The sequence below is a fragment of the Sutterella wadsworthensis genome (genome assembly GCF_003315195.1).
GTDB lineage: Bacteria > Pseudomonadota > Gammaproteobacteria > Burkholderiales > Burkholderiaceae_F > Sutterella > Sutterella wadsworthensis.
Genome location: NZ_QNRV01000014.1, coordinates 1 through 25,376, shown reverse-complemented (window position 1 = coordinate 25,376; position 25,376 = coordinate 1). Strand labels below are relative to the sequence as shown.

Annotated in this window: 20 protein-coding genes and 1 pseudogene; 13 read left to right on the top strand and 8 right to left on the bottom strand. The window is 54.4% G+C overall.

The window, feature by feature from the left end; all coding sequences use genetic code 11:
- Nucleotides 1–14: 14 nt before the first annotated feature.
- Together potE and DES29_RS07010 are read left to right on the top strand one after the other, a co-directional pair.
- Nucleotides 15–1,331, top strand: a complete 1,317-nt coding sequence (potE, locus tag DES29_RS07015) for a putrescine-ornithine antiporter (RefSeq protein ID WP_016474884.1) — start codon at nucleotides 15–17, stop codon at nucleotides 1,329–1,331.
- A 303-nt stretch (nucleotides 1,332–1,634) separates the two neighbouring features.
- The gene (locus DES29_RS07010) at nucleotides 1,635–2,318 is read left to right on the top strand and encodes a winged helix-turn-helix domain-containing protein (RefSeq protein ID WP_113854651.1); all 684 of its coding nucleotides are present in this window, start codon (nucleotides 1,635–1,637) and stop codon (nucleotides 2,316–2,318) included.
- A gap of 219 nt (nucleotides 2,319–2,537) precedes the next feature.
- Here the strand turns inward: DES29_RS07010 and DES29_RS12670 are convergent, their stop codons facing one another.
- Together DES29_RS12670 and DES29_RS07005 are read right to left on the bottom strand one after the other, a co-directional pair.
- Nucleotides 2,538–2,672 (bottom strand): hypothetical protein, encoded by a 135-nt coding sequence (locus tag DES29_RS12670; protein WP_016474880.1) that lies wholly within the window; start codon nucleotides 2,670–2,672, stop codon nucleotides 2,538–2,540.
- A gap of 894 nt (nucleotides 2,673–3,566) precedes the next feature.
- The gene (locus DES29_RS07005) at nucleotides 3,567–3,761 is read right to left on the bottom strand and encodes a helix-turn-helix domain-containing protein (protein WP_005432070.1); all 195 of its coding nucleotides are present in this window, start codon (nucleotides 3,759–3,761) and stop codon (nucleotides 3,567–3,569) included.
- Nucleotides 3,762–4,197: 436 nt separating this feature from the next.
- Here DES29_RS07005 and DES29_RS07000 point away from each other — a divergent pair, with 436 nt between their 5' ends.
- The gene (locus DES29_RS07000) at nucleotides 4,198–5,529 is read left to right on the top strand and encodes a multidrug effflux MFS transporter (RefSeq protein ID WP_016474878.1); all 1,332 of its coding nucleotides are present in this window, start codon (nucleotides 4,198–4,200) and stop codon (nucleotides 5,527–5,529) included.
- A 164-nt stretch (nucleotides 5,530–5,693) separates the two neighbouring features.
- Here DES29_RS07000 and gsiB read toward each other — a convergent pair whose 3' ends face one another.
- Together gsiB and DES29_RS06985 are read right to left on the bottom strand one after the other, a co-directional pair.
- A complete protein-coding gene (gene gsiB / locus DES29_RS06995; RefSeq protein ID WP_021995833.1) occupies nucleotides 5,694–7,229 on the bottom strand; it encodes a glutathione ABC transporter substrate-binding protein GsiB in 1,536 nt (511 codons plus the stop codon).
- A gap of 319 nt (nucleotides 7,230–7,548) precedes the next feature.
- Nucleotides 7,549–8,718: a M20 family metallopeptidase gene (locus DES29_RS06985; protein ID WP_021995835.1), complete on the bottom strand. Its 1,170-nt coding sequence runs from the start codon at nucleotides 8,716–8,718 to the stop codon at nucleotides 7,549–7,551.
- A 262-nt stretch (nucleotides 8,719–8,980) separates the two neighbouring features.
- Between DES29_RS06985 and DES29_RS06980 the strand changes: the two genes are divergently transcribed.
- The gene (locus tag DES29_RS06980; RefSeq protein ID WP_113854650.1) at nucleotides 8,981–10,426 is read left to right on the top strand and encodes an aldehyde dehydrogenase family protein; all 1,446 of its coding nucleotides are present in this window, start codon (nucleotides 8,981–8,983) and stop codon (nucleotides 10,424–10,426) included.
- A gap of 81 nt (nucleotides 10,427–10,507) precedes the next feature.
- Here DES29_RS06980 and cadB read toward each other — a convergent pair whose 3' ends face one another.
- Nucleotides 10,508–11,872, bottom strand: a complete 1,365-nt coding sequence (gene cadB / locus DES29_RS06975) for a cadaverine/lysine antiporter (RefSeq protein WP_021995838.1) — start codon at nucleotides 11,870–11,872, stop codon at nucleotides 10,508–10,510.
- On the opposite strand from cadB, the gene DES29_RS12370 reads away from it, so the two are divergent.
- Entirely contained in the window at nucleotides 11,871–12,050 is a 180-nt protein-coding gene (locus DES29_RS12370; protein ID WP_147145884.1) for a hypothetical protein, read from the top strand. The two genes, cadB and DES29_RS12370, sit on opposite strands and share 2 nt — an antisense overlap.
- A 259-nt stretch (nucleotides 12,051–12,309) precedes the next feature.
- Nucleotides 12,310–13,074 carry a sulfite exporter TauE/SafE family protein gene (locus DES29_RS06970; protein WP_021995840.1) on the top strand — a complete coding sequence of 255 codons (765 nt, stop codon included), beginning with the start codon at nucleotides 12,310–12,312 and terminating at the stop codon, nucleotides 13,072–13,074.
- Between the two features lie 7 nt (nucleotides 13,075–13,081).
- Here DES29_RS06970 and DES29_RS12615 read toward each other — a convergent pair whose 3' ends face one another.
- Nucleotides 13,082–13,324, bottom strand: a complete 243-nt coding sequence (locus DES29_RS12615) for a hypothetical protein (RefSeq protein ID WP_236578893.1) — start codon at nucleotides 13,322–13,324, stop codon at nucleotides 13,082–13,084.
- A gap of 1,193 nt (nucleotides 13,325–14,517) precedes the next feature.
- On the opposite strand from DES29_RS12615, the gene DES29_RS06960 reads away from it, so the two are divergent.
- Entirely contained in the window at nucleotides 14,518–15,396 is an 879-nt protein-coding gene (locus DES29_RS06960; protein WP_021995842.1) for a pyridoxamine kinase, read from the top strand.
- Nucleotides 15,397–15,512: 116 nt separating this feature from the next.
- On the opposite strand, the gene ansB is transcribed toward DES29_RS06960, so the two are convergent.
- Nucleotides 15,513–16,550, bottom strand: a complete 1,038-nt coding sequence (ansB, locus tag DES29_RS06955) for an L-asparaginase 2 (protein WP_021995843.1) — start codon at nucleotides 16,548–16,550, stop codon at nucleotides 15,513–15,515.
- A 466-nt stretch (nucleotides 16,551–17,016) separates the two neighbouring features.
- On the opposite strand from ansB, the gene DES29_RS06950 reads away from it, so the two are divergent.
- The 6 genes from DES29_RS06950 (at nucleotide 17,017) to eno (ending at nucleotide 24,904) form a co-directional block, all read left to right on the top strand.
- Complete coding sequence (locus DES29_RS06950; protein WP_021995844.1) at nucleotides 17,017–17,658, top strand: NUDIX hydrolase; 642 nt, start codon at nucleotides 17,017–17,019, stop codon at nucleotides 17,656–17,658.
- Nucleotides 17,659–17,933: 275 nt separating this feature from the next.
- Complete coding sequence (argG, locus tag DES29_RS06945) at nucleotides 17,934–19,265, top strand: argininosuccinate synthase (protein ID WP_005431906.1); 1,332 nt, start codon at nucleotides 17,934–17,936, stop codon at nucleotides 19,263–19,265.
- A gap of 219 nt (nucleotides 19,266–19,484) precedes the next feature.
- Nucleotides 19,485–20,588 carry a cation diffusion facilitator family transporter gene (locus DES29_RS06940; RefSeq protein ID WP_005431907.1) on the top strand — a complete coding sequence of 368 codons (1,104 nt, stop codon included), beginning with the start codon at nucleotides 19,485–19,487 and terminating at the stop codon, nucleotides 20,586–20,588.
- Between the two features lie 283 nt (nucleotides 20,589–20,871).
- Entirely contained in the window at nucleotides 20,872–22,536 is a 1,665-nt protein-coding gene (gene pyrG, locus DES29_RS06935; protein WP_016474864.1) for a CTP synthase, read from the top strand.
- 88 nt (nucleotides 22,537–22,624) lie between these two features.
- Nucleotides 22,625–23,482, top strand: a complete 858-nt coding sequence (kdsA, locus tag DES29_RS06930; protein ID WP_005431909.1) for a 3-deoxy-8-phosphooctulonate synthase — start codon at nucleotides 22,625–22,627, stop codon at nucleotides 23,480–23,482.
- 132 nt (nucleotides 23,483–23,614) lie between these two features.
- Nucleotides 23,615–24,904: a phosphopyruvate hydratase gene (gene eno / locus DES29_RS06925; protein ID WP_005431910.1), complete on the top strand. Its 1,290-nt coding sequence runs from the start codon at nucleotides 23,615–23,617 to the stop codon at nucleotides 24,902–24,904.
- 91 nt (nucleotides 24,905–24,995) lie between these two features.
- On the opposite strand, the pseudogene DES29_RS12475 reads toward eno, so the two are convergent.
- Nucleotides 24,996–25,376, bottom strand: a pseudogene (locus DES29_RS12475) (IS1634 family transposase); the annotation flags it as partial.

Here is a 25,376-nt window from a genome sequence, read left to right as displayed (position 1 = left end):
AAAAGGGGCCACAAATGACTAAATTCAAAATGAACAGAACGCAGTTCATGCTGCTGACTGCTTTGAACATGCTGGGATCGGGAATCCTGATGCTGCCGGCGAAAGTTGCTCAGGTGGGTGGGATCGGACTTTTATCCTGGTTTGTTGTTTGCCTTGCAGCTGTCGCGATGGCATACGCATTTGCCAACTGCGGGATTTACTCCAAATATCGTCTGGGCGGTTTAGGCGCTATCGCCGAAAATGCCTTCGGTATGCCCGGCTCTTTTTTGACCAACTATATTTACGCATTTTCTGTCGTCATCGCCAACGTTGCCATTGCTACCACCGCTGTCGGCTATCTGCTGGGTATTTTCGGCATTCAGGCCGATTTGGGCGTTGTGCAGTGCTTAACGATAGCGCTGCTTTGGCTCTCGACGCTGGTGAACTTCGCGGGCGTTAAAGCCATGGGGCGCCTCAGCGCGGTGACCATCTGGGGCATCTTGATCCCGCTCCTTTTTCTAATCTGTGCGGCGCCGTTCAGCTTTGACGCACAGTTGTTTGCACAGAATTGGAATCCTCGTGATTTGTCGATGCAGACCGCGGTGACGGCGACGGCCCCCATGATGTTCTGGGCCTTTTTGGGATTAGAGTCAGCTTGCGCTAACGACGACAGCGTCGATAACCCAGAAAAGTCTGTTCCTAAAGCTGTATTGGCCGCTACCCTTGCGGTGGCAGTCATTTATGTCGGATCAACAACTTTGACCGCAGGCTTGCTTCCAGAGTCAGAACTGGTGGATTCGGGAGCTCCGCTCTTTGTCATCTTCGTGAGTCTTTTTGGTTCGACGGCGAGCCGCATACTGGCAGTGCTGCTCTTTTTGGCCTGTGTCGGGTCACTCGTTACGTGGCAGTTTACGATGTACCGAGTCTTCATGACCTCCGCCAGGCTGGGATACTTCCCGGCGCTGTTTAAACGCGTTGGCAGAACGGGTGTTCCTTATATGGGACTATTCATCCTCTGCATCATCCAGACGCTGTTGGTGCCGTTTATGCCGGTCTCCAACTTGTTCAGTCAGTTTGATCTGCTGGTGGACATCTCGGTCATTACCAATGTCTTCCCGTATTTTCTCTGTATGGCCGCCACTTTTGTAGTTGTGCGCAGAGCCGGACTTCAAGGCGTCAAGAAGGTTTGTGTTGAAGCGGCAGCCTTGGGCTCACTCATCTTCATCGGGTGGTATTTCAGCCTCATGGACGGCGATGTCATGAAGTTTGCGACCATTGTCTTCTTCTTGGGCATTGCGTTTTATGGTCTCTTTGTTGCCAAGGATGGGAGCACAGAGCTCCCTGAGCAATAAAGATATTTTGGCTAAGCCCACGGGGCAGTATTTAACAGTTTAAGAGTTTACAGATGTAAATGCTTTGAGGAGACTTTGAATCCGCAGTGCGTATAAATACTGAGTTTATATGTTGACGCAGATAAGTGTGAGTACATCACAAATAAGTTGATAAACAACGATAAACGGTAAATATGCATTTTTCTTGCTATTCCAATAGGGTGATGTACTCAATCGAACTGATCAACTACAATGAGAAACAGTATAAGGACCGCGATAAATAACAATAGAAGATGGTCAAGATAGTTAATTCGAGAGGGAACAATGGAGAGTGCATTTTTTACTGTTGCCGATTGGGTAGCCAATCCTAGATCAAATTCAATTCGGCGAAAAAACCGTCGAAGCGTCCTGCCGCCGCGGCTGATGGATCTGTTGTTTTATTTTGCGCAGCATCCTATGGAGGTAGTTTCCAGACAAGAGATTATTGATAATTGCTGGGATCGGGATGTTGTAACAGATCAGGCTATCACTCAGGCCATTTTCGAATTACGAAAATTTTTAAAAGACGGCCGCAGTGCTAAAGAGGCACCGGAATATATTAAAACGGTACCAAAACGCGGCTATCGTTTATTGGCGCCGGTTCATCAGCTGACGGTGGAAGAATACATTGCCGCAACCTCTGAAAATGGGGCTCAAGGCACACAGGTGATCGACGATGAGGACGTTGCAGCTGAGAGGGAACTGCAGCAACCCGTCAGTGCGGCTGAGCCCGAGCACGAAGCGGCAACCTCGTTTGAAAGCAAGATTCTGGAGGAGACGGGTACAGCTGCGCTCGAACAGATACCTTCCCGGAGTGCCTCTATCAAGCAAGAGCGCCGAGGAAAAGTTACCCCCCCCCCCCCCCCCGCACAGAAGGGCGGCGCGGCCAAGAGAAATATTTTCAACAAAATATCCGACGCATTGTGGCTGGATCAAGTGACCTTAGGCTTTAAGAAAGGAGCCTATTAAAAGAACGCTGGGCGCTGCGTCTGTGAACGGCAGCTAGGCTGAGAAGCATCCAGTCTGACAGGGCGAGGCAAAGAGACCCAGCAGCAGAGAAAGCGGGCTGGCGCGGCGTTAGAAGCAAAAGAAAGGGGCTGAACCATTATCAGGTGCAGCCCCTTTATTTTGCTGATTCGCCGTCTAGGCGTTTTCGCGGTTTACCCATATTGTGATGCCTCTTAAAGATTAGTGCTGTTCGCTCGCGAACGGAACGCTGACAGAACGCATATTGCGGGAAACACCCAGACAGAAGGTATTCAAATACTCTTCTGCAAAGGCAGCGATGATGGAACCGATCGTATGAATAAGATGCATAGCCATTTTAAAACTCCTAAAGATTCAATGGTGTTGTTAAAAACTTGAGATCTTCCTGACCTCGAGACTTAGATTACCCCTCTCATAAAAGAGATGCAAGTCGATGATGAATTAAAAAAGAATGAATCGCTAAACTATCAATCCTATTAAGGGCTAATACCTAAAAATAAAATAGCCTTTAATTATGTCAGACGAAATGTAATAAGTGAAGATTTTTGAAAACAGATGAAGAAATATTAATTGAATACGATACACTCATAATGTAAGCTGATAAATAAAAGGGCTGTACTTGAAGTACAGCCCTTTTATTTGGGAGCTTCGTCAACTGGAGGTTTTCGATATTCCGGCATGTTGACTCCTATTGAATGAAAATAGACTTCAAGCGGTGCGAGTTGACGTCGAATTATCTTCTGCGGGGAACGGCGCACTGACTTCATGGAGGTCTCGGGAGATGCCCATGCAGAAGGTATTGATAAAGTCTTGGGCAAAAGCATCAAAAAGAGCACCGCAAATTCTAAGAATCGAAGAAAGCATTTCTGTAGTCCAAAATTACCGAATTGTTCTAAAAATGAGATATTCCTGATCTCGTGATTAGAGTACACCAGCTTTATTTCGGCTTGCAAGCAGATAAATCGAAAAACAAACATCAGGGAACCAAACCGACAATTGAGTTTAGGGTTAGTGCCTAGCATAGAAGATCCAGTCACGAAAACAGCATTCGCGGCAGAATCTTGATGTTTTGATGAAAACAGTTATAAAGAATGCGTTTCAGTCTCGTGAAGATGGGCAGGCAAAAGAAAGGGGCTGTACCCAATTACAGGTGCAGCCCCTTTATTTCGCAGGATCGTCCGGCGGACGTTTTCGAGATTTATTCATATTATTTACCTAAAAATCAAATTATTAGCTTCGCGGTGCGAAGAAGCAGAGACCGTGACGGTCAAAGCGGAAAAGGCGATCAGCATAAACAGAAGGAATCTGGGACATACCATGTTCCCAAGCAATGATCTGATGAGCAGAAACGCGCAGGATATCAGCGAGCTGTTCAACAGAGAGTTCGAGATGTTCGCGAATAGAACGAAAATTGCTGCCGGTCATACTAATTCTCCTATGACATGTATGAGCTGTTAAAAACTTGAGATCTACCTGATCTCGGGTTCAAGATTACGCGGTCTTTTAAGAAGTTGCAACTCAAACTGGAAAAATCAATTCATCGACACTAAATCATCAACACGTATTGGTATTAGTACCTATTTTGCAGAATTGAGCTGGATTCAGAAAAGAAATACAACGTGGCTATAAAGACATACTTTTATTCTTTTGGCTGGTTATGAATAAGATTGCGGTTTGAAATATCAAACAGGCCGTAAATATAGGCATATTGGTTATACAAAATAATTTTGTTTACTTTTCGAAAACAAAATTACGAGGATCCAGTCGTGTTCGGCGGATAGGGGCAAGGTTTGCTTTAGACTTCGCCGAGAAGTCTGATGAATATTGATGGGCTCACGCTGAATTACAAGCCCGTATCCCTATGTCCCTTGTACAAACACCTGCTGATGATCCGAAAATGGCTGCCGAAGAGGATCATGAGGTCGCAGCTGCGACAAAATCCGGCCGTCCTACGGCCAAAGATGCTGCGCTTCTCGCCTTTGTCTCTTCGATTGGCCCTTTTGCTGCGAATGCGTATGTCCCCGCCTTTGATGAAATAGGGCAGCATTACGGCGTTGGGCTTGTAACCGTGCAGCAGACGCTTTCGATCTATCTGGCCGCATTTGCCTGTACGTCGCTTCTGATAGGGGCGGCTTCAGATGCTTTCGGACGAAAGGCTGTGCTTGCCCTTTCAATGACGGTATTTGCTGTCTCGTCGCTGGGGCTTCTTTTTGCCGACTCGATGGAAGCGTTCTTTATCTGGCGGTTTGTAATGGGGATGGCAGCGGCTGCGGGGCCTGTTGTCACTCAGGCTATTGTTCGCGATCGCTGGAGCGGGGGTGATGCAGCAAAAATCATCGCGCTCATCGCGGTTATTTTTGGGCTGGCCCCGGCATTAGCTCCGGTTGTAGGCGGTGAACTGACCGTTCATCTGGGCTGGCGGTCCATTTTTATCTTTTTAGCCGTTTTAAGTGCGGCGATGGCATTTTGCTCAGCATGCGTTCTGAAAGAGTCGCTCCCCAGCGAACGCCGTGTTTCTTTTCGTCCGTGGGCGACATTGCTCCGTTATGGGGAGGTGCTCAAAGTCCCCGCATTCACGTCGGGCGTTGTTGCGCACGGCTTCATTTTCTTGGGCTTGATTGTTTATTCTGCAGGCGCGGCTGATTTCGTACTCAATGTGATGGGACTGGGGGTGGATGAATTCGGCTGGCTGATGATTCCGATGGTTGTTGCAGGCATGACGGGTTCTTGGGCCTGTTCTCATCTGCTGGCGATGTTTGGTCAGAATCGATTGCTTTTTTGGGGGGTAGGCTTTTTGGCGGCATCGGGCTTATTCGGCGTGGTATTTGATCATGGTCCTTTTGCCGTCTTCCCCTGGGTGCTGTTGGCGCCGGTTGTTTATAACTTTGCGGCAGCGGCCGTTCGTCCGGCACTCAACGTAATGAACCTCGACTATTTCCCCAAAAGCCGCGGTTTGGCCGCTTCAGTGCAGCAGTTTTTTCAGACGGGCGCTTTTGCGGTGTCATCGGCGCTCCTCATTCCCATCGTTTTGGGGGAGGCCTGGAAGTATGCTGCAGTGATGCTCGGTTCCGGACTGATTGCTCTGGTGCTGCTGCTCGTTGTGCGGCGGACGAGACCCGCTGCCCTGGCAGCGGCTGAAGCTGAGGAGCTGGCAGAAGACGAACTGAGGATTAAGCCGACAAAACTTTCCTAACGCCAGAGCATTCAGACTGCGGTAAAAAAAAGCCCGCGGTTTCATCGAGAAACCGCAGACTGACGGAAGGAAAAGCGAAGCGGAGCTGTTCGTGAGTTCTGAATCAACAGCCATGCAGCACACGGGACCATTTGTCCGTTGCGTGTGCTGCATCCCTGCGGCGGTTAATCGAGCTCCGCTTCGTAGTAGTCAAAGCCGGCATCAGGCTGAACGTAGAATTTCTTCAGGTTCTTAACCTTGGCCGAAACATTCTGTTCGTTGATGAGAAAGATCCACGGCGCATCGTTCCAAATGGCGTCCTGACCGGCGTTATAGAGCTTGGTCTTTTCAGCACGATCCGTCGTGAGCAGTGCTTTCGTAAAGCTGTCGTCAAGCACCTTGCTGGAATAAAAGCCGTAGTTGCCCGCCACCGGCGCCCAGCTTGCCGTAGCAAGCAGCGGACGGAGCGCCCAGTCAAGTTCGCCCGTGGAGCTCGACCAACCGGCATAGAGCATGTTGAGCTTGGCATCTTCAGGTTTTTTCAGCAGATATTCATTACGCTGACCGGCTTCCATGGCAAGGATCGAAACTTTGACGCCGACCTGAGCAAACTGCTGCTGCAGGAACTGAATGACTTTCTGTGCAGTGGTGTGGTTGTAGAGCGACCAGAGGGTTGCAGTGAAGCCGTTCGGGTAGCCCGCTTCCTTCAGGAGTTCGCGGGCTTTCTTGGGATCGTAAGGCCAGGGCTCATAGACCTTGGCATAGTCGACGCCTTCCGGTGCAGAGCCCGTGGCCGGAACGGCATAGCCGCTGAAGGCCACCTTGGCAAGGGCTTCTTTATTGACGGCGTAATTGAGCGCTTTGCGCACCCGTACGTCGTTGAAGGGCTTGGTTTTAGTGTTGAAAGCGACGTAACGCTCAATGATGGAGGGCGAAACAGTCACTTCAAGGTTGTCGCTGCCAGTCAAGGTCTTGGCCTGTTCGGGGGGAACAGGGAAGATGAACTGTGCTTCGCCCGTGCGCAGCATGGCTACACGCGTTGAATTTTCCGGCACCGGCTTGAAGTAAATGCCGTCAAGTTTGGGGAGCCCCTTCTGCCAGTAGTTGGGGTTCTTGACAACATGGAGAATTTCCGAGGGGTTGTAATCTTTCAGGATGTAAGGACCCGTGCCGCAGGGATGAAAAGCAATCTGCTTGCCCGGATATTTTTCAAGCGACTTCGGGCAAATCATCACGCCGGCCGGATGGGCAAGCTGATTGATGAAGGCCGAGAACGGCGTATGGAGCGTAATGCGCACCGTATAGTCATCAACGACTTCGGTTTTGGCAATGTTCATGTAGAGCGTGTAGCGTCGGAGCGCATTGTCCTTATTCGTCACGCGGTCGAAATTGGCTTTGACGGCATCGGCTTTGAATTCCGTACCGTCATGGAACATCACGCCTTTTCTGAGCGTCACCGTGTAGACCAGGCCGTCCTTACTCACTTCGTAGCCGGTTGCAAGGGCGTTCTTAAGCTTCATGTCCTTGTCGAGACCAAAAAGCCCTTCGTACATTGACTTGGCCGAGTTCTGTGAAAGCGTGTCGCCGGCATCGTAAGGATCCATCGTCGTGAAGGTTGAGGCGAGCGCGACGGTGATTTCCTTGGCGGCAGCGCCTGTGGAGACGGCAAAAGCTCCGGCGAGAGCGCCGGTGAGCATCAGCATGCGGAAGGTATTGGTCATGGCAATTCAACTCTTGAAATAATCTGAAAGGCGGCCGTCATTGAATCTGGCGTCTTGCCCGATTCAATAGGGAGGGACTGTAAAAAAATAATGAGCAAAGACAGTGCCAAACTCATTGGGATGCTTGCTCTTGCAGGCGCAAAGCAAGCCAGGAGCTGATCTGCGAAAGCGGAGTACTGGCGGGCTGCTGAGTTTGGATAACGGGGTCCATGCACGCGCGGGATGGACGAACCGCCCTTGAAGCACATAAAAAGGCGAAGGCGCACCACATCAGTGCGCCTTCGCCTGTAATCCATACTTTCCTGCGTCAATACTGATTTCACAGTTTCGGATGGACGACCAGCCGATCCACAAGATGGAAGAGTGCTTTGACGGCAGTTTTGATTTCAGAAACGCTGACGGATTCTTTGGGCGTATGTGCGAGCGGTCCGTCGCCAGGCCCAAAATAGAAGGCTGGAATGCCGAATTTCTGCATTGAACCGCCTTCACCCCAACCCGTCATTTCGGTCGTTTCAGGGATATGCCCAAGCGACTCGCCAAGCGCTGCAACGGCGGCCTGTGCCAAGGGCTGCGTCATGTCCGTGGAGAGTGCCGTCCAGTCGCCCGTTACCGTGAGTGAAGTCGAAACCGGAGGAAAGTCGGGGTCTGTTCGAACTTCGCAAAGAATCTTTTCAATGCGGTCACACTGCACTTGGGCGGACTCTACGCCTTGATAGCGAAAGTCAATGGTGACGGAAGCACTGGCCGGAACAACATTTTCCGCTGCGCCGCCCGAAACAAGATCAATAGAGGATGAGGCCGGACCTGCTGCGGCGTTTCCTGCGAGCAGTTCCGGAAGACGTTTTTTGGCGTGAACGATAAAGAGCGCCGCCGCTTCAATGGCATTGATGCCGAGATGCGGGCGGCTCGAGTGAGCGCTCTTGCCGGTAAAGTCCACGCGGATCCAGCAGTCTCCGCGATGTGCTGAACGTACGTACAGCCCCGTTGGTTCACAAATGACGCAGAGCTGAGGACGCGGAGCATCCGGGCAGCTCAAGGCTCTAACGACACCTTGGGCCGCGGTTTCCTCATCCGTAGAGAGAATGAGCCAAAGTACGCCGTCGACGCCTTGACGAGCGGCTTCACAAAATGTCGTGAGCGCACAGGCTGCGCCGCTCTTCATGTCCGTTGTGCCGCGTCCGTGCATGCGGTCACCCTCGATGCGGGCGCTCCAAGGATCTTCCATGCCGGCGGGCGGGACGACGTCGACGTGCCCCGAGAGCATGAGTTCCGGCACACCCGCCTTGCCGCGGCCGGTTCGGGCCAGCAGCACAGGGTTGGGCGCTTCAGGGAAGAGGATGCGGATGTCGGCCTCGACGCCTGTTGATTCAATAAGGTCTCGAGCGGTTTCCAGCACCTGCAGACAGGCGGGTGACCCAGAAACGCTTGGGACTCGGACGAGCGCCTGTGTCCAAAGAACGGCGCGTTGTTCCAATGTGTCCTGCGGCATGAAAATGTCCTTCAAGGAATGGTTATTCGTGTGATTGAGAATAGCGCGGTCTCCAGAGCTTTCAGGACAAGACAATCGCTCAAGTCCTGCGTCAAAGATCAAATAAACCGTCGCTCTGAATGGATTTTTTCGGCGCGGCACGAAGCAGGAGCGAATCCAAGGTCGATTGCCTTGCCTAGCAGGTTAAGACAAAGGATGATGCGTACAATGGTGGGTTGGAGCCCGGGATTGTGTTGTTGCTCGAAGGAGTGAGGAGATCCGTATGCGCGCAGCCAACTCGCATTTTGGAAAACATTACATTAACGGCGTCTGGACAACCCCTAAGGGCGCCATGATTGACGTTGAAAATCCGGCGACTCGCGAAATATTCGCGCGTGTTCCGGACGGTACGCCCGAAGAGGTGGATGCCGCCGTCGCAGCGGCTCAAAGCGCATTTCCCCGCTGGAGCAGTACGCCGCTCGCGCAGCGCATCGCGCTGATGGAAGGGATGCTCAGGCGTTTTTGCGAAAAAACGGAAGCCGTCATTGAATTGGAGGTCGCCGAACTCGGTGCCCCGGTTGCTTTCGCACGAAGCAAGCACTGCCTCTATCAGCAAAAACGTACGGCCGCATTTATTGCGGCCGCACGGTCGATTGCCGCAGAAGAAGCATTTCCCGCGTCCCTCGTCATGCGTGAACCAGTAGGTGTCGTCGCTGCCATTACGCCGTGGAATTACCCTTTGGGGCAGATCATTCAGAAGGTTGTTCCGGCGCTGCTTATGGGCTGCACGGTTGTGCTCAAGCCGAGCGAATGGACGCCGCTTACCGCCGTTTTGCTCATTGAAGCCTTTGAAGAGGCCGGATTTCCGCCCGGGGTTCTCAATCTTGTACAGGGATACGGTGAAACCGTAGGGGAGGCCATGACCGGGCACGCAGGGGTCGATTTGATTTCCTTTACGGGATCAACAGCCGTCGGCCGCCGAATTGCAGGCCGTGCCGCCCCGATGATGAAGCGCCTCATTTTGGAGCTCGGAGGCAAGTCAGCGGCGGTGTGGCTGCCGGAGCTCGAGGGGCATGAGGCCGGCCGGATGGCCGCGAAGAAAGTGCTGGATTCCTTGCTCCTCAATGCCGGACAGACCTGCACAGCGCTATCTCGATTTCTGGTTCCTGCTGAAAAGCTCCAAACCGCTGAAGCACTTCTCAAATCCGTTCTTGCAGACTACCCGATGGGAGACCCCACGGATCCGGCAACCCGTATGGGCCCCTTAATTTCCGGGGCGCAGTTTGAACGCGTTCGGGGATACATCGCTTCGGGCATCCGCGAGGGGGCTCGTCTGGTTGCCGGCGGGCTGCCGCCGGAACCGGGCGCCGATGACGGATGGTTCGTGCCGCCCGTTGTATTTTCGGATGTCCGGCCTGAGATGCGGATTGCTCAGGAAGAAATCTTTGGCCCTGTCCTGTCGGTGATGCCGTACAACACGCTCGAAGAAGCGCTGGCGATTGCCGACGGCACGCAGTACGGTCTGTGCGGCGCTGTCTTTGGTCCTCATGAGGCAGCGGTGAATTTTGCGCGTCGTATGCGCACGGGGAACGTCTACGTGAATGACGCGTCACGCGACCTTGCAGCTCCCTTCGGCGGCTTTAAATCGAGTGGCGTCGGTCGTGAAGGCGGCGTTTTCGGTCTGCTCGAATTTACAGAACCCAAGGCGATTTTCGAGCACGGTTCCTAAGCCGATAAGACGCCGCAACGGGCGAAAGTCATCCCAAGACGATCGCCCGTTTATGCTGTCAGCGCTTTAAGAAGAGGAGCATTAAGAGCCGGCAGCCGATGATGATATAGGCTGAGCTGCGAAACTCAGGCGGTTGGCTTGGACCGTTCCCATCCGCCACGAGTAGATCATCATCACGACCAAGCTCACGCCGATGGTGAGCATCAGGTTTGTTGCGCCTGCACCGGCAAGCGCTATGAAGCAGAATCCGCAGCCCAGAACCGCTGCGATGCAGGACAAACGCCCCTGCCGCGAGGTGCTTTCAATGCGAAGCAGATCAATGCAGCTGTAGAAATAAGGGAGCATCGTCAGCAAGACGGCAATCTCGGTGATCATCTCAAAAAGCGAGGCTGCGGAGCCGCCCTTGGCATTGAGTGCAGTGATGAGGAGCATCAGCCCCGTCATTTGACTGGCAGCCAAAATGAGGCCTTTGCGCGGCATGCCCCGATGATCCAGTTCACCATAGATTTTGGGAAAGTGCCCGTCTCGGGCAGCTCGAGCGCCGGCTTGAGTCACCAGAAGCATCCATGAGCCCAGAGAAGTCAGGCAGGCAATCACGGTGCATGCGGCAACAACCGGAGCAGCCCAGTCACCCACCATGAGTGCAACGCTCGCTGCGAATGGCGCGCCGGATTTAGCAATGACATCCGCAGGGAACATGCCGGCAATAGCTTGAAAGCTCAGAACATAAACAATGCCGGCCAGTCCCGTTCCCAGCAATGTCGCAAGCGGCACCGTTTTTCGGGGATTTTTCACCAGACCGGTGGATACGGAGGCCGATTCGATGCCGATGAATGCCCAGAGGCAGAGCAGTACGCTGCGGATGACCGCTTCGGAATCGGCGGCGCCTGAAGTATTCCAATTGGCGGTGTAGGTTTGGGGATCAAACCAGAACCAGCCGAAGATTGCTGTGCCGGCCACCGGAAGCAGCATGGCGACAAGACCAATGGTCGCCATGCGGCCGATAAAGGATCCGCCCATGAAGTTGAGGATGGTAAAGATCCAGACGATGGCGATGCAGACCAGACCGGCGGGAATCGGTTCCTGCAGGGCAGGAAAGAACATCGACAAATAAGAAACCGCTGTCACGCCGATGGCTAGGTTTCCAACCCAGTTGGCGTTGTAGTAAAGAATGCTCGATTGAAAGCCGAAGGCGGTGCTGACTTCGCCGGCGTAGGCGACAGGACCGCCGCTTTGCGGATTGACGGTGGAGAGTCTGGCGTAGACGTAGGCCAGCGACATTGCGCCGATGACTACGATGATCCAGCCGATAAGAGAGATGGAACCGATCGAGGCGAGGTTGGCTGGCAGCAGGGCAATTCCCTCGATCATGTTGCCGGCAACAATGCCGATGCAGACGATAAGCCCAAGTTTGTGTTTTTCGCTTTCATGGCCGGGAGGCTTCATGATGAACACCTTTGCTGCTGGAGCCCCAACCGACGCAGCGCTGAAGGCTGCGGCGGAAGAGGAACTCGAAAGAATCCGCTCGTTATTAAAAGTTTTAATCTCGGGCTTAAACAAAGTCCTCATGAATGCATCATTAATTGCTTTTCCGGTCAACGATTCTTCCCCGGAAATTCCCTAAATATTTATCAATAACAATATGTTGATGAATATGTGATTACTTTTGGCCTGGCGGGCAGCATCAATTTCGGCAGAGATCATGCCCGGATGAGCGGGCTGCGAAGATTGTTTTTTTAAATATCCGACGATGGAATGAAGCCCGCGCGAAGAGACATTCAACGGATTTGAGCTGGTGCGGATGCAGTAAGTCCAAACGTGTATGGAGGGGTGTTTGGGAGTGGTTATGATCAAATCTTTCCAAATACTGGGAATCCGCCGCCATGGAGCTCGATCTCATTACTTTTCTCATCGTTTGTCCGCTCGTTTTTTTGGGCGGCCTCGTTGATGCCGTGGCGGGCGGCGGCGGTCTGATTGCGCTGCCGGCTTATCTCATTGCCGGCGTGCCGGCACATTTGGCGCTGGGTACCAACAAGCTTTCGAGCGCCATGGGAACAGTGGTTTCGGCCTTTCGGCTTTGGCGTGCGGGATTTCTCAATATCCGCAAATCCCTGCCGGCCATTGTGTGTTCGCTTTTGGGCAGTGCTGCCGGTGCGCATCTGGCGCTGCTGGTGCCCGAGCGTGTCTTTGAACTCATTCTCGTGGGACTGCTGCCGATTGCTGCCTTTTTTGTGCTTTCAAAGCGGGCGGTGATGTCTAATGACGAAGGGATTATCACTGCGCGAAAGCAGCTTGTCATTCTCTGCATCTCGTCGCTCATCTGCGGCGTCTATGATGGGTTCTACGGGCCCGGAGCCGGCACCTTTATGCTGCTCGCTTTTACGCTTTGGGCAAAAATGGGCGTGCGGTCGGCCTCTGGGACCATGAAGGCGGTGAACCTCGCGAGCAATATCGCAGCATTTGCAACGTTTGCGCTTTCTGGTGAAGTGATTTGGCTTCTTGGTCTGACCGCAGGGATCTTCGGCATTGCCGGTCATTACATTGGCGCCGGGTTAGTGCTTCAAAACGGCACCAAAATTGTTCGGCCGATCATCGGCGCTGTGCTGGCGGTGCTTTTTGTGAAGACCGCTTGGGAGCTCTTAAGCTGAAGCTCCATCAGCCTTCATCGGCTGTTTCTTCCCAGAGCGATTTCGTGTCCAGAGTGCTGCCGCTCTGCAGGAATCGATTCTCCTTATAAAGGCGGTTCCAGTCGCGTACGGTATAAGCCGGCACGCCGAGCACAATGCTTGCACGCTTATAGCCGTAGCCTCGATTGAAGAGCTCAAGTGCTTCCCGCTTTTTTCGAGTGAGTAGCGCTGCCGGCCGTGATCGGACAAAGCCGTTTTTGCCGGAGGGCAATGGGCTTGCTGCTGAGGGGCAGCCTGCTGATCCCGTTCGTTCGTGTTGTCGCACTCAGCAAAGAGAGACGGTTCCTCCGGGGTCGCTTCAGCTGCCGTCTCGGCAGGTGATTCAAAGCAGATTTGGCATTGAAGCGGCGCATTGACCGAAGCTGGCTGCGGCAGATCGTCGGCAAATTTAAGTTTGGGCATGGCGGCTCACAACTGCATAAAGGAAAAGTGCTTTTAAGCCTAACGGCAGTTGAAAAAAACTGCCATAAAGCCATTCTGAGAAACGCTTTCTGTGCCGTTTATGAGTGTATTCAATATTGAACTGCACAAAAAATGAGCGTTAAACGTACGGCAAGTGGAGCACCTCATACCGACGTCTAACGCTCTTAGCGAGGAAGCTGGGCGGCGGACGTGCGATACCCAACATTTCGCACGTCCGCTTGCCACAGACTCAGAAAAACCCATGCATACAATCTATTTCGATACGGTCCATCCGTTCTGATGCCTTCGTCATCCAATGGGCGATTCATACGCTCAAATTCTGTTTACGATTGGTCGGAACGAATAAACTGCGTAAAGTTCAATAACCAGATAATTACGGCAAATTCATAAAATCAGTGTTCTTCTATTGGTGGCAAAAAAATACCGGCAACCATTCATATAGGAGGGTTTATTCACGCCAGAGTGCTCGGGAAGACGTTGGCCTCGTAATATTCGTGATGTGCCGGTTAAGTCACACAAAAGGAGAGACATAACTATGGTACGAGCATCCTTCTAGGAAGTCATAAACTTTATAGCAGTGAAAGTAAATTTAAATCTCAAGAGCACTCAGTAAATTATCATCTATTTGAAATATAACAAATATGACTATTTCAAAATGCCTAAAAAAATGATGCAGTGTACTTTCGACAGGAGAGGTTAAGTCAAAGTCTGCAGCGGCAGTTGGACTCATTTTTGATATTTTGCGAGCGTGTAGTTGTGCTTATTCAGAGTTTCTTGACAGGGGCATTATTCGTCAGGCGTTGAAGTATGAGGGATTTCATGTAGTTTGAGAAGTTGCTTTTGGTCAATCTTTGCCTGGTGTAAAATCTAACCCATCAGTCTGTTTTGTAATGGGTTAGGGGAACCGCAGAGATTTAATACGGTTTCTTATTAAGACGATTTTAGGTAAACCCCGACCTGTCCATTTCATTGTGTGATCGAATGACTCCCGCCCGCAAAAGTACCCGCAGAATTGCCGCCGTTCATGACCTTTCGGGGGTTGGGCGTGTGAGTTTGATGGTCGTGATCCCGATTCTTTCAACAATGGGATTTGATGTCTGTCCGCTGCCGACGGCCATTCTTTCCAACCATACGCAGTATCCGGAATACAGTTTTCTCGATCTGACCGACGAGATGCCGAAAATGATTGCCGGCTGGAAGAAGCTCGAAATCGAGTTTGATGCGATATACACGGGCTACCTGGGTTCGCCCAGGCAGATTCAGATCGTTTCGGGTTTCATTGATGATTTCCGCCGTGAGGACACGCTTATTGTTGTCGACCCGGTTTTGGGGGACAACGGCCGACTTTATGCCGGAATGACCAAGGAGATGGTGCTTGAAATGCGCGTTCTGGCGCGGCGTGCGGATGTGCTGACGCCCAATCTGACAGAACTCTTTGCGCTGCTCGATCGCCCTTATCAGCATGAGTGTTCGGACGAACTTTTAAAGGAAGCCCTTAAGGCGCTTTCCGCTCAGGGGCCCGATACGGTGATCATTACCGGCGTGCCGGTCGTCGGCCGGCCGGATCTGACCTCGGTTGTTGCGTCCAGCCGCTCCGACGGCCGGGCGTGGAAGGTCACGTGCCCTTACCTTCCGGCCCATTATCCGGGTACGGGCGATGCCTTTACGAGCGTCGTCACCGGGGCGCTTCTGCAGGGTGACAGCCTTCCGGTTGCGCTTGACCGAGCGGCCCAGTTCATTTTGCAGGGCATTCGCGCGACTTTCGGCTATCAGGGCGACAATCGCGAAGGCATTCTGCTCGAACGGGTACTGCCCAATCTCAATCTGCCGATTCAGTCGTCGACCTACGAGCTCCTTTGATTGGCGCCTTGGCAGCGGTTATGCAAAACGGCCGCCCGTGCGCAGAGCATCGGCGGCCGTGAAGGTTCTTTGAAGAGCATCCCGCTGTCGGCAGGATGCTCTTTTTTTGAGGGAGATTAGTACTTGTCAAAGTACTGCTGAACTTCCTTCCAGTCGGCGGTCTTCGTGAGCGAGAGCTGGAGAAGGACGCGAGCCTTCTGGGGATTAAGGGACTGAGCGGCAACCCAATGCATCTTCTCGTCGTCGACTTCAGCATCCTTCGTTGCAGAGCCGGTCGGCACACGCGAAGCACGAACCACCACTAGGCCGTCCTGCGCAGCCTTTTCAAGGACCGGCCAGACAGCCTTGTGGATGTTGCCGTTGCCGACGCCCGCAGAGACGATGCCTTTGTAGCCCGCCTTCACGAGTGCTTCAGCCTGATAGCCCTCGACGCCGGCGTGGTTGTAGACGATGCCGACTTTGGGCAGCTGATCGAGCTTCGTCACGTCAAACGGCGCTTTGAGCTGAGCGCGCAGACCGGCGGCTTCATAGGTGACCTTGTCGTTGAAGATCCAGCCCACTTTGCCGAAGTTCATGGCTTGGAACGTTTCAGGCTGCGTGGTATTTGACTTAAAGACGTCGCGGGCGCCGATGACAACATTGTCCATTGCAACGACGACGCCCTGTTTAGCCGTGTCAGGCGTGGCAGCCGTCAGTACGGCGTTGTAGAGGTTGCGCGGACCGTCAGCAGAAAGACCGGTGGAAGGGAGCATGGCGCCAACCAAAACCACAGGCTTCTTGCAGGCCGTGGTGAGCTGCAGGAAGTAGGCGGTTTCTTCCATCGTATCGGTGCCGTGCGTGATGACGAACCCGTCATATTTGCCGCAGTCGCTCGCAAGCGTCTTGGCGAGTTTGAGCCAAACTTCGTCAGACATATCCTGAGAGCCAATATTGGTCACCTGGATAGGCGTCACGTTCGCAATCTTGGCGAGCTGCGGAACAGCGTCCACGAGGTGGTTCACCGACACCGCACCGGCCTTGTAGGCCGAGCCGGTCGAAGATGCGCCGGCGCCGGCAATCGTGCCGCCCGTGGCGAGAACGGCGATATTGGGCAGAGCGAGCGCAGCGGTCGAGGCGGCAGCCAAAGAGAGCGCGAGAAGCGTTTGCTTGAACATGAAGATTGCTCCTATGTGGTTTTGGCGGCGCTTCCATTGGGTTTGAGGCGCCGTACTTTTATAGGCAGCAGCGGGCGGCGCCTCACTAGGCGCCGCCCTTTACTGCCGATTGGTCCTGACAAACTCACGGTCCGGTTTGTATCCGCAGCGCCCCGTCAATGCCGCTCTTGGTCCTGAGCGCAGTGACAGGAAAAGGGATTAACGCTAAAGATATTTCGTTTACCGAAAGCCCATCTGTTGGTTTTTGAAGTGTATGACGGCTGATTCAAAAGTAGGGGGTTGCGACGTAATCCATTGACCTGATAATGGTGGCGTGCACGAACTTAGTGTTGATACTGATGTGCAAATACATTCAGACGTGCACAATCAAATATTTCATCTTTCGCGCGGCCAAAACAACCGCACGTCATCCGTCTCCGCAGCTCGGCCGCCCGCTCAGCAGTGGGCTTAATGAAAAAAAACAACGATGACGATTTTTCATCCTCAGCTTGATGAAAACGGCGAACCCGTCGCCGTGTCTCGTCCGACAAGATCGAGTCATGTCTCTGCTTGGGGCGATTCTGGGGCAGCAGCTACTTTCTCCATAACCGATCCGACGCTTCTTCCAGCCGTGCTTAACGGCATTGCACTCACGCATGCGCCGTTTGAATGCTTGGATTGGGTGCGCTTTGCGCATGAACTGCCGGCCGTAGCGGAGCCGCCTTTCCCGGCAACGGATAAGCGCCGAACGAGCGGCCTTGTCATCATTGAACCCGATCGGCGTATCTGGCTGGTCCACCCGACCAATCAATTCGGCGGAGTGGAGGCGACTTTTCCCAAAGGTCGGTTGGAGCCCGGGCTGACCCTCGCGGCAAATGCCGTGAAAGAAGGCTGGGAGGAAAGCGGATTGGATGCTCGGCCGCTTGAATGGCTCTGTGACATTGAACGCACCAAAACCATCACGCGCTACTACCTTGCGTTTCGGGCGGCGGGAACGCCTGCTGATATGGGATGGGAGAGTCAGGCGGTGAGTCTTGTGCCGGCGGATCAACTGGCAGCGTTTTTGAATCGGCCTAATGACCGCAAGGTGCTGCCCGCTCTGCAGACAGCGCTCAAACGGCTCTTTTGAAGTTGGGCGCAGCCGACTCCAAACGCAGCAAAAATCATTCGCCCGAATGCGTTAAAAATGCCCGGCATCCGTCGCCTTGGGTGCACATAATTGTCGACAAATCACGGACATTCGCACAAGTGAGGTAGGGTATATGCCTTATCGACTTTGCGGCCGTGTAAGAAAGGCGTGCGTCAGGTTTTCTGGGATGTTTTTTCACGAAAAGCCTGCACATAATGTGTCCGTCCCGAATTCGGGTTGAATACGAACAGATTTCTCTACGGGTTAAGAAGAACATGTCTCAAACGATTCTGCAAAGCGTGCCGGTTGGCGAAAAGGTCGGTATCGCGTTCTCTGGCGGCCTCGATACGAGCTGCGCGCTGCGCTGGATGAAGACCAAGGGCGCGCTTCCCTATGCCTATACGGCCAACCTTGCTCAGCCCGATGAGACCGATTACGAAGCAATTCCCCGCCGTGCAATGGAATACGGCGCCGAAAAAGCCCGTCTGATCGACTGCCGTGCGCAGCTTGTGAACGAAGGCATCGCCGCTATTCAGTCCGGTGCTTTCCATATTTCGACGGGCGGTCAGCTCTACTTCAACACCACGCCGCTCGGCCGCGCTGTAACGGGTACGATGCTCGTTGCCGCCATGCGTGAAGACGGCGTGAACATCTGGGGTGACGGTTCGACCTATAAGGGCAACGACATTGAGCGCTTCTACCGCTACGGTCTGCTGGCCAATCCGAGCCTGAAAATCTACAAGCCCTGGCTCGACGTTACCTTCATCAAGGAACTCGGCGGCCGCGCTGAAATGTCCGCCTTCCTGCAGAAAGAAGGCTTTAACTACCGCATGAGCGCTGAGAAGGCCTATTCGACCGACTCCAACATGCTCGGCGCCACTCATGAAGCCAAGGATCTCGAACATCTCGACTCCAACGTCAAGATCGTCGATCCGATTATGGGCGTGGCCTTCTGGCGCGACGACGTCAAGATTGAACCCGAACTCGTCAAGGTCTCCTTCAAGGACGGCGTGCCGGTTGCGATTAACGACAAGACGTTCAGCGATCCGGTTGCCCTCATGATGGAAGCCAACCGCATCGGCGGCCGTCATGGTCTCGGTATGTCCGATCAGATCGAAAACCGCATCATTGAAGCCAAGAGCCGCGGCATTTACGAAGCCCCGGGCATGGCGCTGCTCTTCATCTGCTACGAACGTCTCGTCACCGGTATTCACAATGAAGATACGATCGAGCAGTACCGCATCAACGGCATCAAGCTCGGCCGCTATCTCTATCAGGGCCGTTGGTTCGACAGCCAGGCGATCATGCTCCGCGAAAGCGCCATGCGCTGGGTTGCTTCCGCCATTACCGGTGAAGTCACGCTCGAACTGCGCCGCGGCAACGATTATTCGATCATGAACACCGTAAGCCCGAACCTCACGTATGAACCCGAACGCCTGACGATGGAAAAGGGCGATTCGATGTTCTCCGCCGAAGACCGTATTGGTCAGCTTACGATGCGCAACCTCGACATCGTCGATACGCGTCAGAAGCTTGGCATCTACTCGAAGGAAGGCCTCCTTGCCGGCACCGACATGACGCCGCTGCTCGGAAAGAATGCGAATTAATTTCATTTACGTGAAATAAATTCTTGCAATTCAATTTAGCCTGAGGTTTCACTTCGCGCTAAACTGCATCGCGTTCAAAAACGGCTCCGTTCCCGCCTTGGGAAACGGAGCCGTTCCGCTATGGGGATTACAGAATGGCAGTGATTCTCATTTGTTAAGGAAGAACTGAAGGACAAAGCCGCAAAAATATATTGACTGCTCTCCGAGGGAGAGACGCATATGACGAAGATCGAAACCCAAACGCCGGCGACCGCAGGCATTCAGAACGAAGCAATTCTGGAAGCGGACACAAACAATCCCACGGCCTTGGAATCTCCGAGCGAATTCTTCAGTCATGGGGAAGGAGACAGCCCGCGTTCGCACGCTGCCGAGAAGACCCGTCTGTCGGTTCTTGGCTTTGCCGTGCTCCTCACGCTGAGCTTCTCGGTTATTGAGTTGGTCGGCGGCTGGTGGGCGAATTCACTCGCCCTGATCGGTGACGCCGGCCATATGGTCACAGACTCCATGAGTCTCTTGTTCGCACTGGTCGCCAATCGTCTTGCAATGAAGGGTGCCGATGAAGCGCACAGCTTCGGACACGGCCGCGTTGAAGTGATTGCGGCCTTTGTCAACGGTCTGACGCTTTTAGGCGTTACCTTCTGGCTCTTTTATGAAGCGATTGAACGTATCCGTGAGCCGGCAGCCGTTGCGGGCGGCAGCGTTATGGTGATTGCCTTTGCGGGACTCTTAATCAACGTGGCTGTCGCTTGGTCCTTGTCGCGCGACCGCCAGAACGTCAATACGCGTGCGGCGCTTCTGCATGTGCTCGGAGATCTGCTGGGTTCAGTGGCGGCTATCGCCGCGGGCGGCATCATTTGGGCGGGCGGTCCGGCTATTGTCGATCCGCTCCTTTCGATGTTTGTCGGTCTTTTGCTCCTTCGCGCAACCTGGAAAGTGCTCAGCGAATCCGTACGAATTCTGCTTGACGGCACGCCTGAACAAACGAACTTTGATGCTGTCGGCGAATACATCCGCTCAGTGCCCGGTGTGGATGAAGTTCATGATCTTCATATATGGACGATTACCCCGGGGCATGATGCTTTGCAGTGCCACGTGCGCATTGCTTCGTACCAGTGCTGGCCGCGGATCCTGCACGCCGTTCGCGAAGGCATCAAGGGGCGCTTTAATATCGACCACGTTACGGTTCAGCCCGAGTGGGAAGGCATGGGACCGTGCTGGAATTGTGAAGGTACGGAGCGCGTGATCCGCCGCGCTGACTGCTCGAACTGCTCAGGATGCCGGCATGCAGCGCCGGCGCCGCAGCCGGCAGCGCTTCGCGCCTGATGAGGGTGTCCGGAGAGCGTTTCAAAAGGCTGAGACTAGGCCGCCTCAGCCTTCATGCTCTTCTGGTCAGCAGAACACTGCAGCGGGCAGTCCGAAAAAATCTGCTCGAAGAAAACGCAGTAAGTTCATTAAAATAATAAGTTAACTTGCAGTGCATCCCTAACGCATGGGAATACTTGGCGAGCGATCCGCTGCGTGAATTGGCGGCAAGCTTTTTGCCGCCGCTTATAATGCCCGCTTTAAATTTTTTATCTCTCCGTCTTCTCTCATCGGTTGGAAGGTTATGACCAAGTATGTATTTGTCACCGGCGGCGTCGTGTCCTCGCTCGGCAAGGGTATTGCCGCAGCTTCGCTTGCGGCCATTCTCGAATCTCGCGGCCTCAAGGTTACGATGATCAAGCTCGACCCGTACATCAATGTGGATCCGGGTACGATGTCGCCTTTCCAGCACGGCGAAGTGTTCGTGACGGAAGACGGTGCGGAGACTGACCTTGACCTCGGCCACTATGAGCGCTTCATCTCCTCGAAGATGCATAAGCCCAACAACTTCACGTCGGGTCAGATCTACGAGAGCGTTCTGAAGAAGGAGCGCCGCGGCGAATACCTCGGCAAGACCGTGCAGGTGATTCCGCATATCACCAATGAAATTCAGGAATTTATTGCCCGCGGTGCGGCTTCTGCCCACGGCGGCAAGCCCGATGTTTGCGTCGTGGAAATCGGCGGTACGGTGGGCGACATTGAGTCGCTGCCGTTTGTGGAAGCCGTCCGCCAGATGTCTTTCCGCGTGGGCCGCAACAACACCTGCTTCATTCATCTGACGCTGTGCCCCTGGATCAAGTCCGCCGGCGAACTCAAGACCAAACCCACGCAGCACTCTGTGCAGAAGCTGCGCGAAGAAGGCGTCTACCCCGACGTGTTGCTCTGCCGCGCCGAATGCATGATTCCCGAGAATGAACGCGCCAAGATCTCGCTCTTCTCGAATGTTCCGATGGAGAACGTGATCAGCGTGGCCGATGCTTCGACCATCTACGAAGTGCCGCTCATGCTCCATGCTCAGCATCTCGACGAAATCGTCTGCAAGAAGCTCGGTCTCGAAACCAAGCCGGCTGACCTCTCCGCCTGGGCCGACATCGTGCATAAGCTCAAGAACCCGATCCATAACGTCACAATCGGCATGGTCGGCAAGTATGTCGATTACGCCGACAGCTACAAGTCTTTGAACGAAGCGCTCACGCACGCCGGCATCCATACGAGCACCAAAGTTTCCATCCGCTTCATTGACTCGACCAAGATCGAAGAAAACGGGACGGACTGCCTCAAGGGGCTCGACGGCATTCTCGTGCCGGGGGGCTTCGGCAAGCGCGGTACGGAAGGCATGATTCAGGCGATTGAATACGCTCGCGTCAATAAGATTCCGTTCCTCGGCATCTGCCTCGGCATGCAGTGTGCGGTGATCGAATTTGCCCGTCACGTCTGCGGTCTCGGCGGCGCCAATTCGACAGAGCTCGATCCCGGCACGCCTCACCCCGTGGTGGCGCTCCTTACCGAATGGAAGGATCATTCGGGTGCGGTTCAGCGCCGCGACGAAAGTTCGGACCTCGGCGGTACGATGCGTCTGGGCCGCCAGGAAGTGCCGGTTGCGCCCAATACGCTTGCGCACAAGATTTACGGCGATGTTGTGGCCGAACGCCATCGTCACCGTTATGAAGTCAACAACTCCTACGTCCCGCAGTTCGAAGAAAAAGGCATGGTCATCAGCGCCAAGACCCCGCTCGAACACTTGCCCGAGATGATGGAGCTCCACAATCATCCGTTCTTCTTCGCGGTACAGTTCCATCCGGAATTCACCTCGAATCCGCGCTTCGGCCACCCGCTTTTCAAGGCTTACATTGAAGCTGCTGTAAAGCATCGCGAAGCTGCGGAAGAAGCTGAAAAGGCTGAGGCCTAAAACCCGCCTGACAAAAAAGCCGCCCGGATTCTCCACCGAACCTCGGGCGGTTTTTCTGAAATTCATTCACCCTTCAAGGAGACGCGCTTTGCAGCTCTGCGGATATGAAGTCGGCAACCGCCGTCCGTTCTTTCTCATTGCCGGTCCCTGCGTGATCGAATCCGAAGCGATGGCGCTCGACATTGCCCATCAGATGAAGGAGATCACCGCCGAACTCGGTATCCCGTACATCTTCAAGGCCAGCTACGACAAGGCCAACCGCACCTCCGGAAAGAGTTTCCGCGGTCTGGGCATGGAAAAGGGGCTCGAGATCCTCGCCAAGGTGCGCGCTGAAGTAGGCGTGCCGGTCCTCACGGACGTGCATACCGAAGCGGAAGTGCCGGCGGTCGCGGCGGTCGTGGATGTGCTTCAGACGCCGGCTTTCCTTTGCCGCCAGACGGACTTCATCCGGGCCTGTGCGCAGTCGGGCAAACCCGTCAATATCAAGAAGGGGCAGTTCCTCGCTCCCGGCGACATGGCGAACGTGATTGCCAAGGCCCGCGCGGCTGCTCAGGAAGCCGGACTTGATCCCGATCGCTTCATGTGCTGCGAACGCGGAGCGTCCTTTGGCTACGGGAACCTGGTAAGCGACATGCGCGGTCTGGCCATCATGCGTGCGACCGGCGCGCCGGTTGTCATGGATGCGACGCATTCCGTGCAGCTCCCCGGCGGCAACGGCACGAGTTCCGGCGGTCAGCGTCAGTTCGTTCCGGTGCTCGCGCGCGCGGCCTGCGCAGTGGGCGTTGCGGGGTTCTTTATGGAAACGCATCCGAATCCTGCAGAGGCACTCTCTGACGGTCCCAATGCCGTTCCGCTCAATCGCATGAAGGAACTCCTTGCTGAGCTCGTTGAGATCGATCGTCTGGTTAAGGCGCATCCCTACCTTGAAGAGAGCTTTGCGTCCTGATTTCCTGCCGGCTCGCTGATCCAAAGGAGTGCGGTGCCGGAGAGCTCTTTATCAACCCAAGCCTGACGGGCTGAATAGCGCCGTCAAGCAAACCATCATTTCCACTCGTAAATAGATCTGAGAGGCACATACATGAGCGCCATTATCGATGTCATCGGCCGTGAGATTCTCGACAGCCGCGGCAATCCGACCGTTGAAGCGGAAGTTTGGCTTGAAAGCGGCGTTGTCGCAACGGCGGCGGTTCCCTCGGGCGCTTCTACCGGCGTGCGCGAAGCGATTGAACTCCGCGACAAGGATCCGGCTCGTTTCGGCGGCAAAGGCGTTCTCAAGGCCGTGGAAAACGTTTCGGGCGAAATCGCCAATGCCGTGCTCGGCGCAGAAGCGTCCGATCAGGTCTACATTGACCGCCTGATGATTGATCTGGACGGCACGGAAAACAAGAGCCGTCTCGGCGCCAATGCGATGCTCGCAGTCTCCATGGCCGTGGCGCGCGCTGCCGCTCAGGAAACCGGTCTGCCGCTCTACCGCTACTTCGGCGGCATGGGGGCCGTAACGCTGCCCGTTCCGATGATGAACGTCATCAATGGCGGCGCGCATGCCAACAACAACCTCGACCTGCAGGAATTCATGATTGTGCCGGTCGGCGCTCCGACGTTCCGTGAAGCGCTGCGTTGCGGCGCTGAAACCTTCCAGGCGCTCAAGAAGCTCGTCAATGCCCGCGGCTTGTCTACGGCTGTCGGCGATGAAGGCGGTTTCGCTCCGGTGATCGAGTCGCACGAAGAAGCGCTCGATCTGATTCTGGACGCCATCGCCGCCGCCGGCTACGAGCCGGGACGCGATGTCTGTCTCGCACTCGACTGCGCTTCGTCGGAATTCTTCGACAACGGCCGCTATGTGATGAAGAAGTCCACGGGCGATTCGCTTACCGCTGAAGATTGGATCGGTGTGCTTGCCGACTGGTGCGGCCGCTACCCGATCGTCTCGATTGAGGACGGCATGGCCGAGGGCGACTGGGAAGGCTGGGCCAAGCTGACGGCTGCGCTCGGCGACCGCATTCAGCTCGTGGGTGACGATCTGTTCGTCACCAACCCCAAGATCCTCAAGGAAGGGATTGAGCGCGGCATCGCCAATTCAATTCTGGTGAAGGTCAATCAGATCGGCACGCTTTCGGAGACGTTCGAAGCCGTCAATATGGCCAAGTGCGCGGCTTACACGGCCGTCATTTCGCACCGCTCCGGCGAAACGGAAGACAGCACGATCGCGGATATCGCCGTGGGTCTCAATGCGGGTCAGATCAAGACCGGCTCGATGAGCCGCTCGGACCGCATGGCTAAGTACAACCAGCTGCTGCGCATTGAAGAGCACCTTGCCGGTGCCGCCGTCTATCCGGGCCGCACCGCATTCAAGGCGCTGCGCGGCTGAAGGGCATAAAACCCTGCCGGATCCCATTGTTGACGGGCTCCCGGCAGCAAAGATCCTTGCCGCGCTGAATCCCAAACTCCCGGGGATGCACCTAGTCCCGGAACACCCGCGGGGGCAAGGGTAAACCTAACAGGGTAAAGAGATCTCGGATTTTTTTCGGGATCTCTTTTGTTTTCCAAGCGTTGCGATCAGATGGTTTATTGGCCTTCAGATAACGCAGCTGCATGAAGGCCTTCGTCAAAGAATTGTTGGGCAAACGGTTCGTTGCCGTTTCGTTGCGTCGACATGCCATACGCATCATCAGGCGCAGTGACTGGGCCAATACCTGGACAAACAGCTTGCCCATGTAGGTGCTTGAGGTCGCGTAGAGGCGATCCCCAGCAGTTTGATTCTTAAACTGCTGGAAGCTCTGTTCGACAATGTTGCGGGCCCGATAAATGCTCAGAGCGATAAAAGGATCCTGGACGACGTT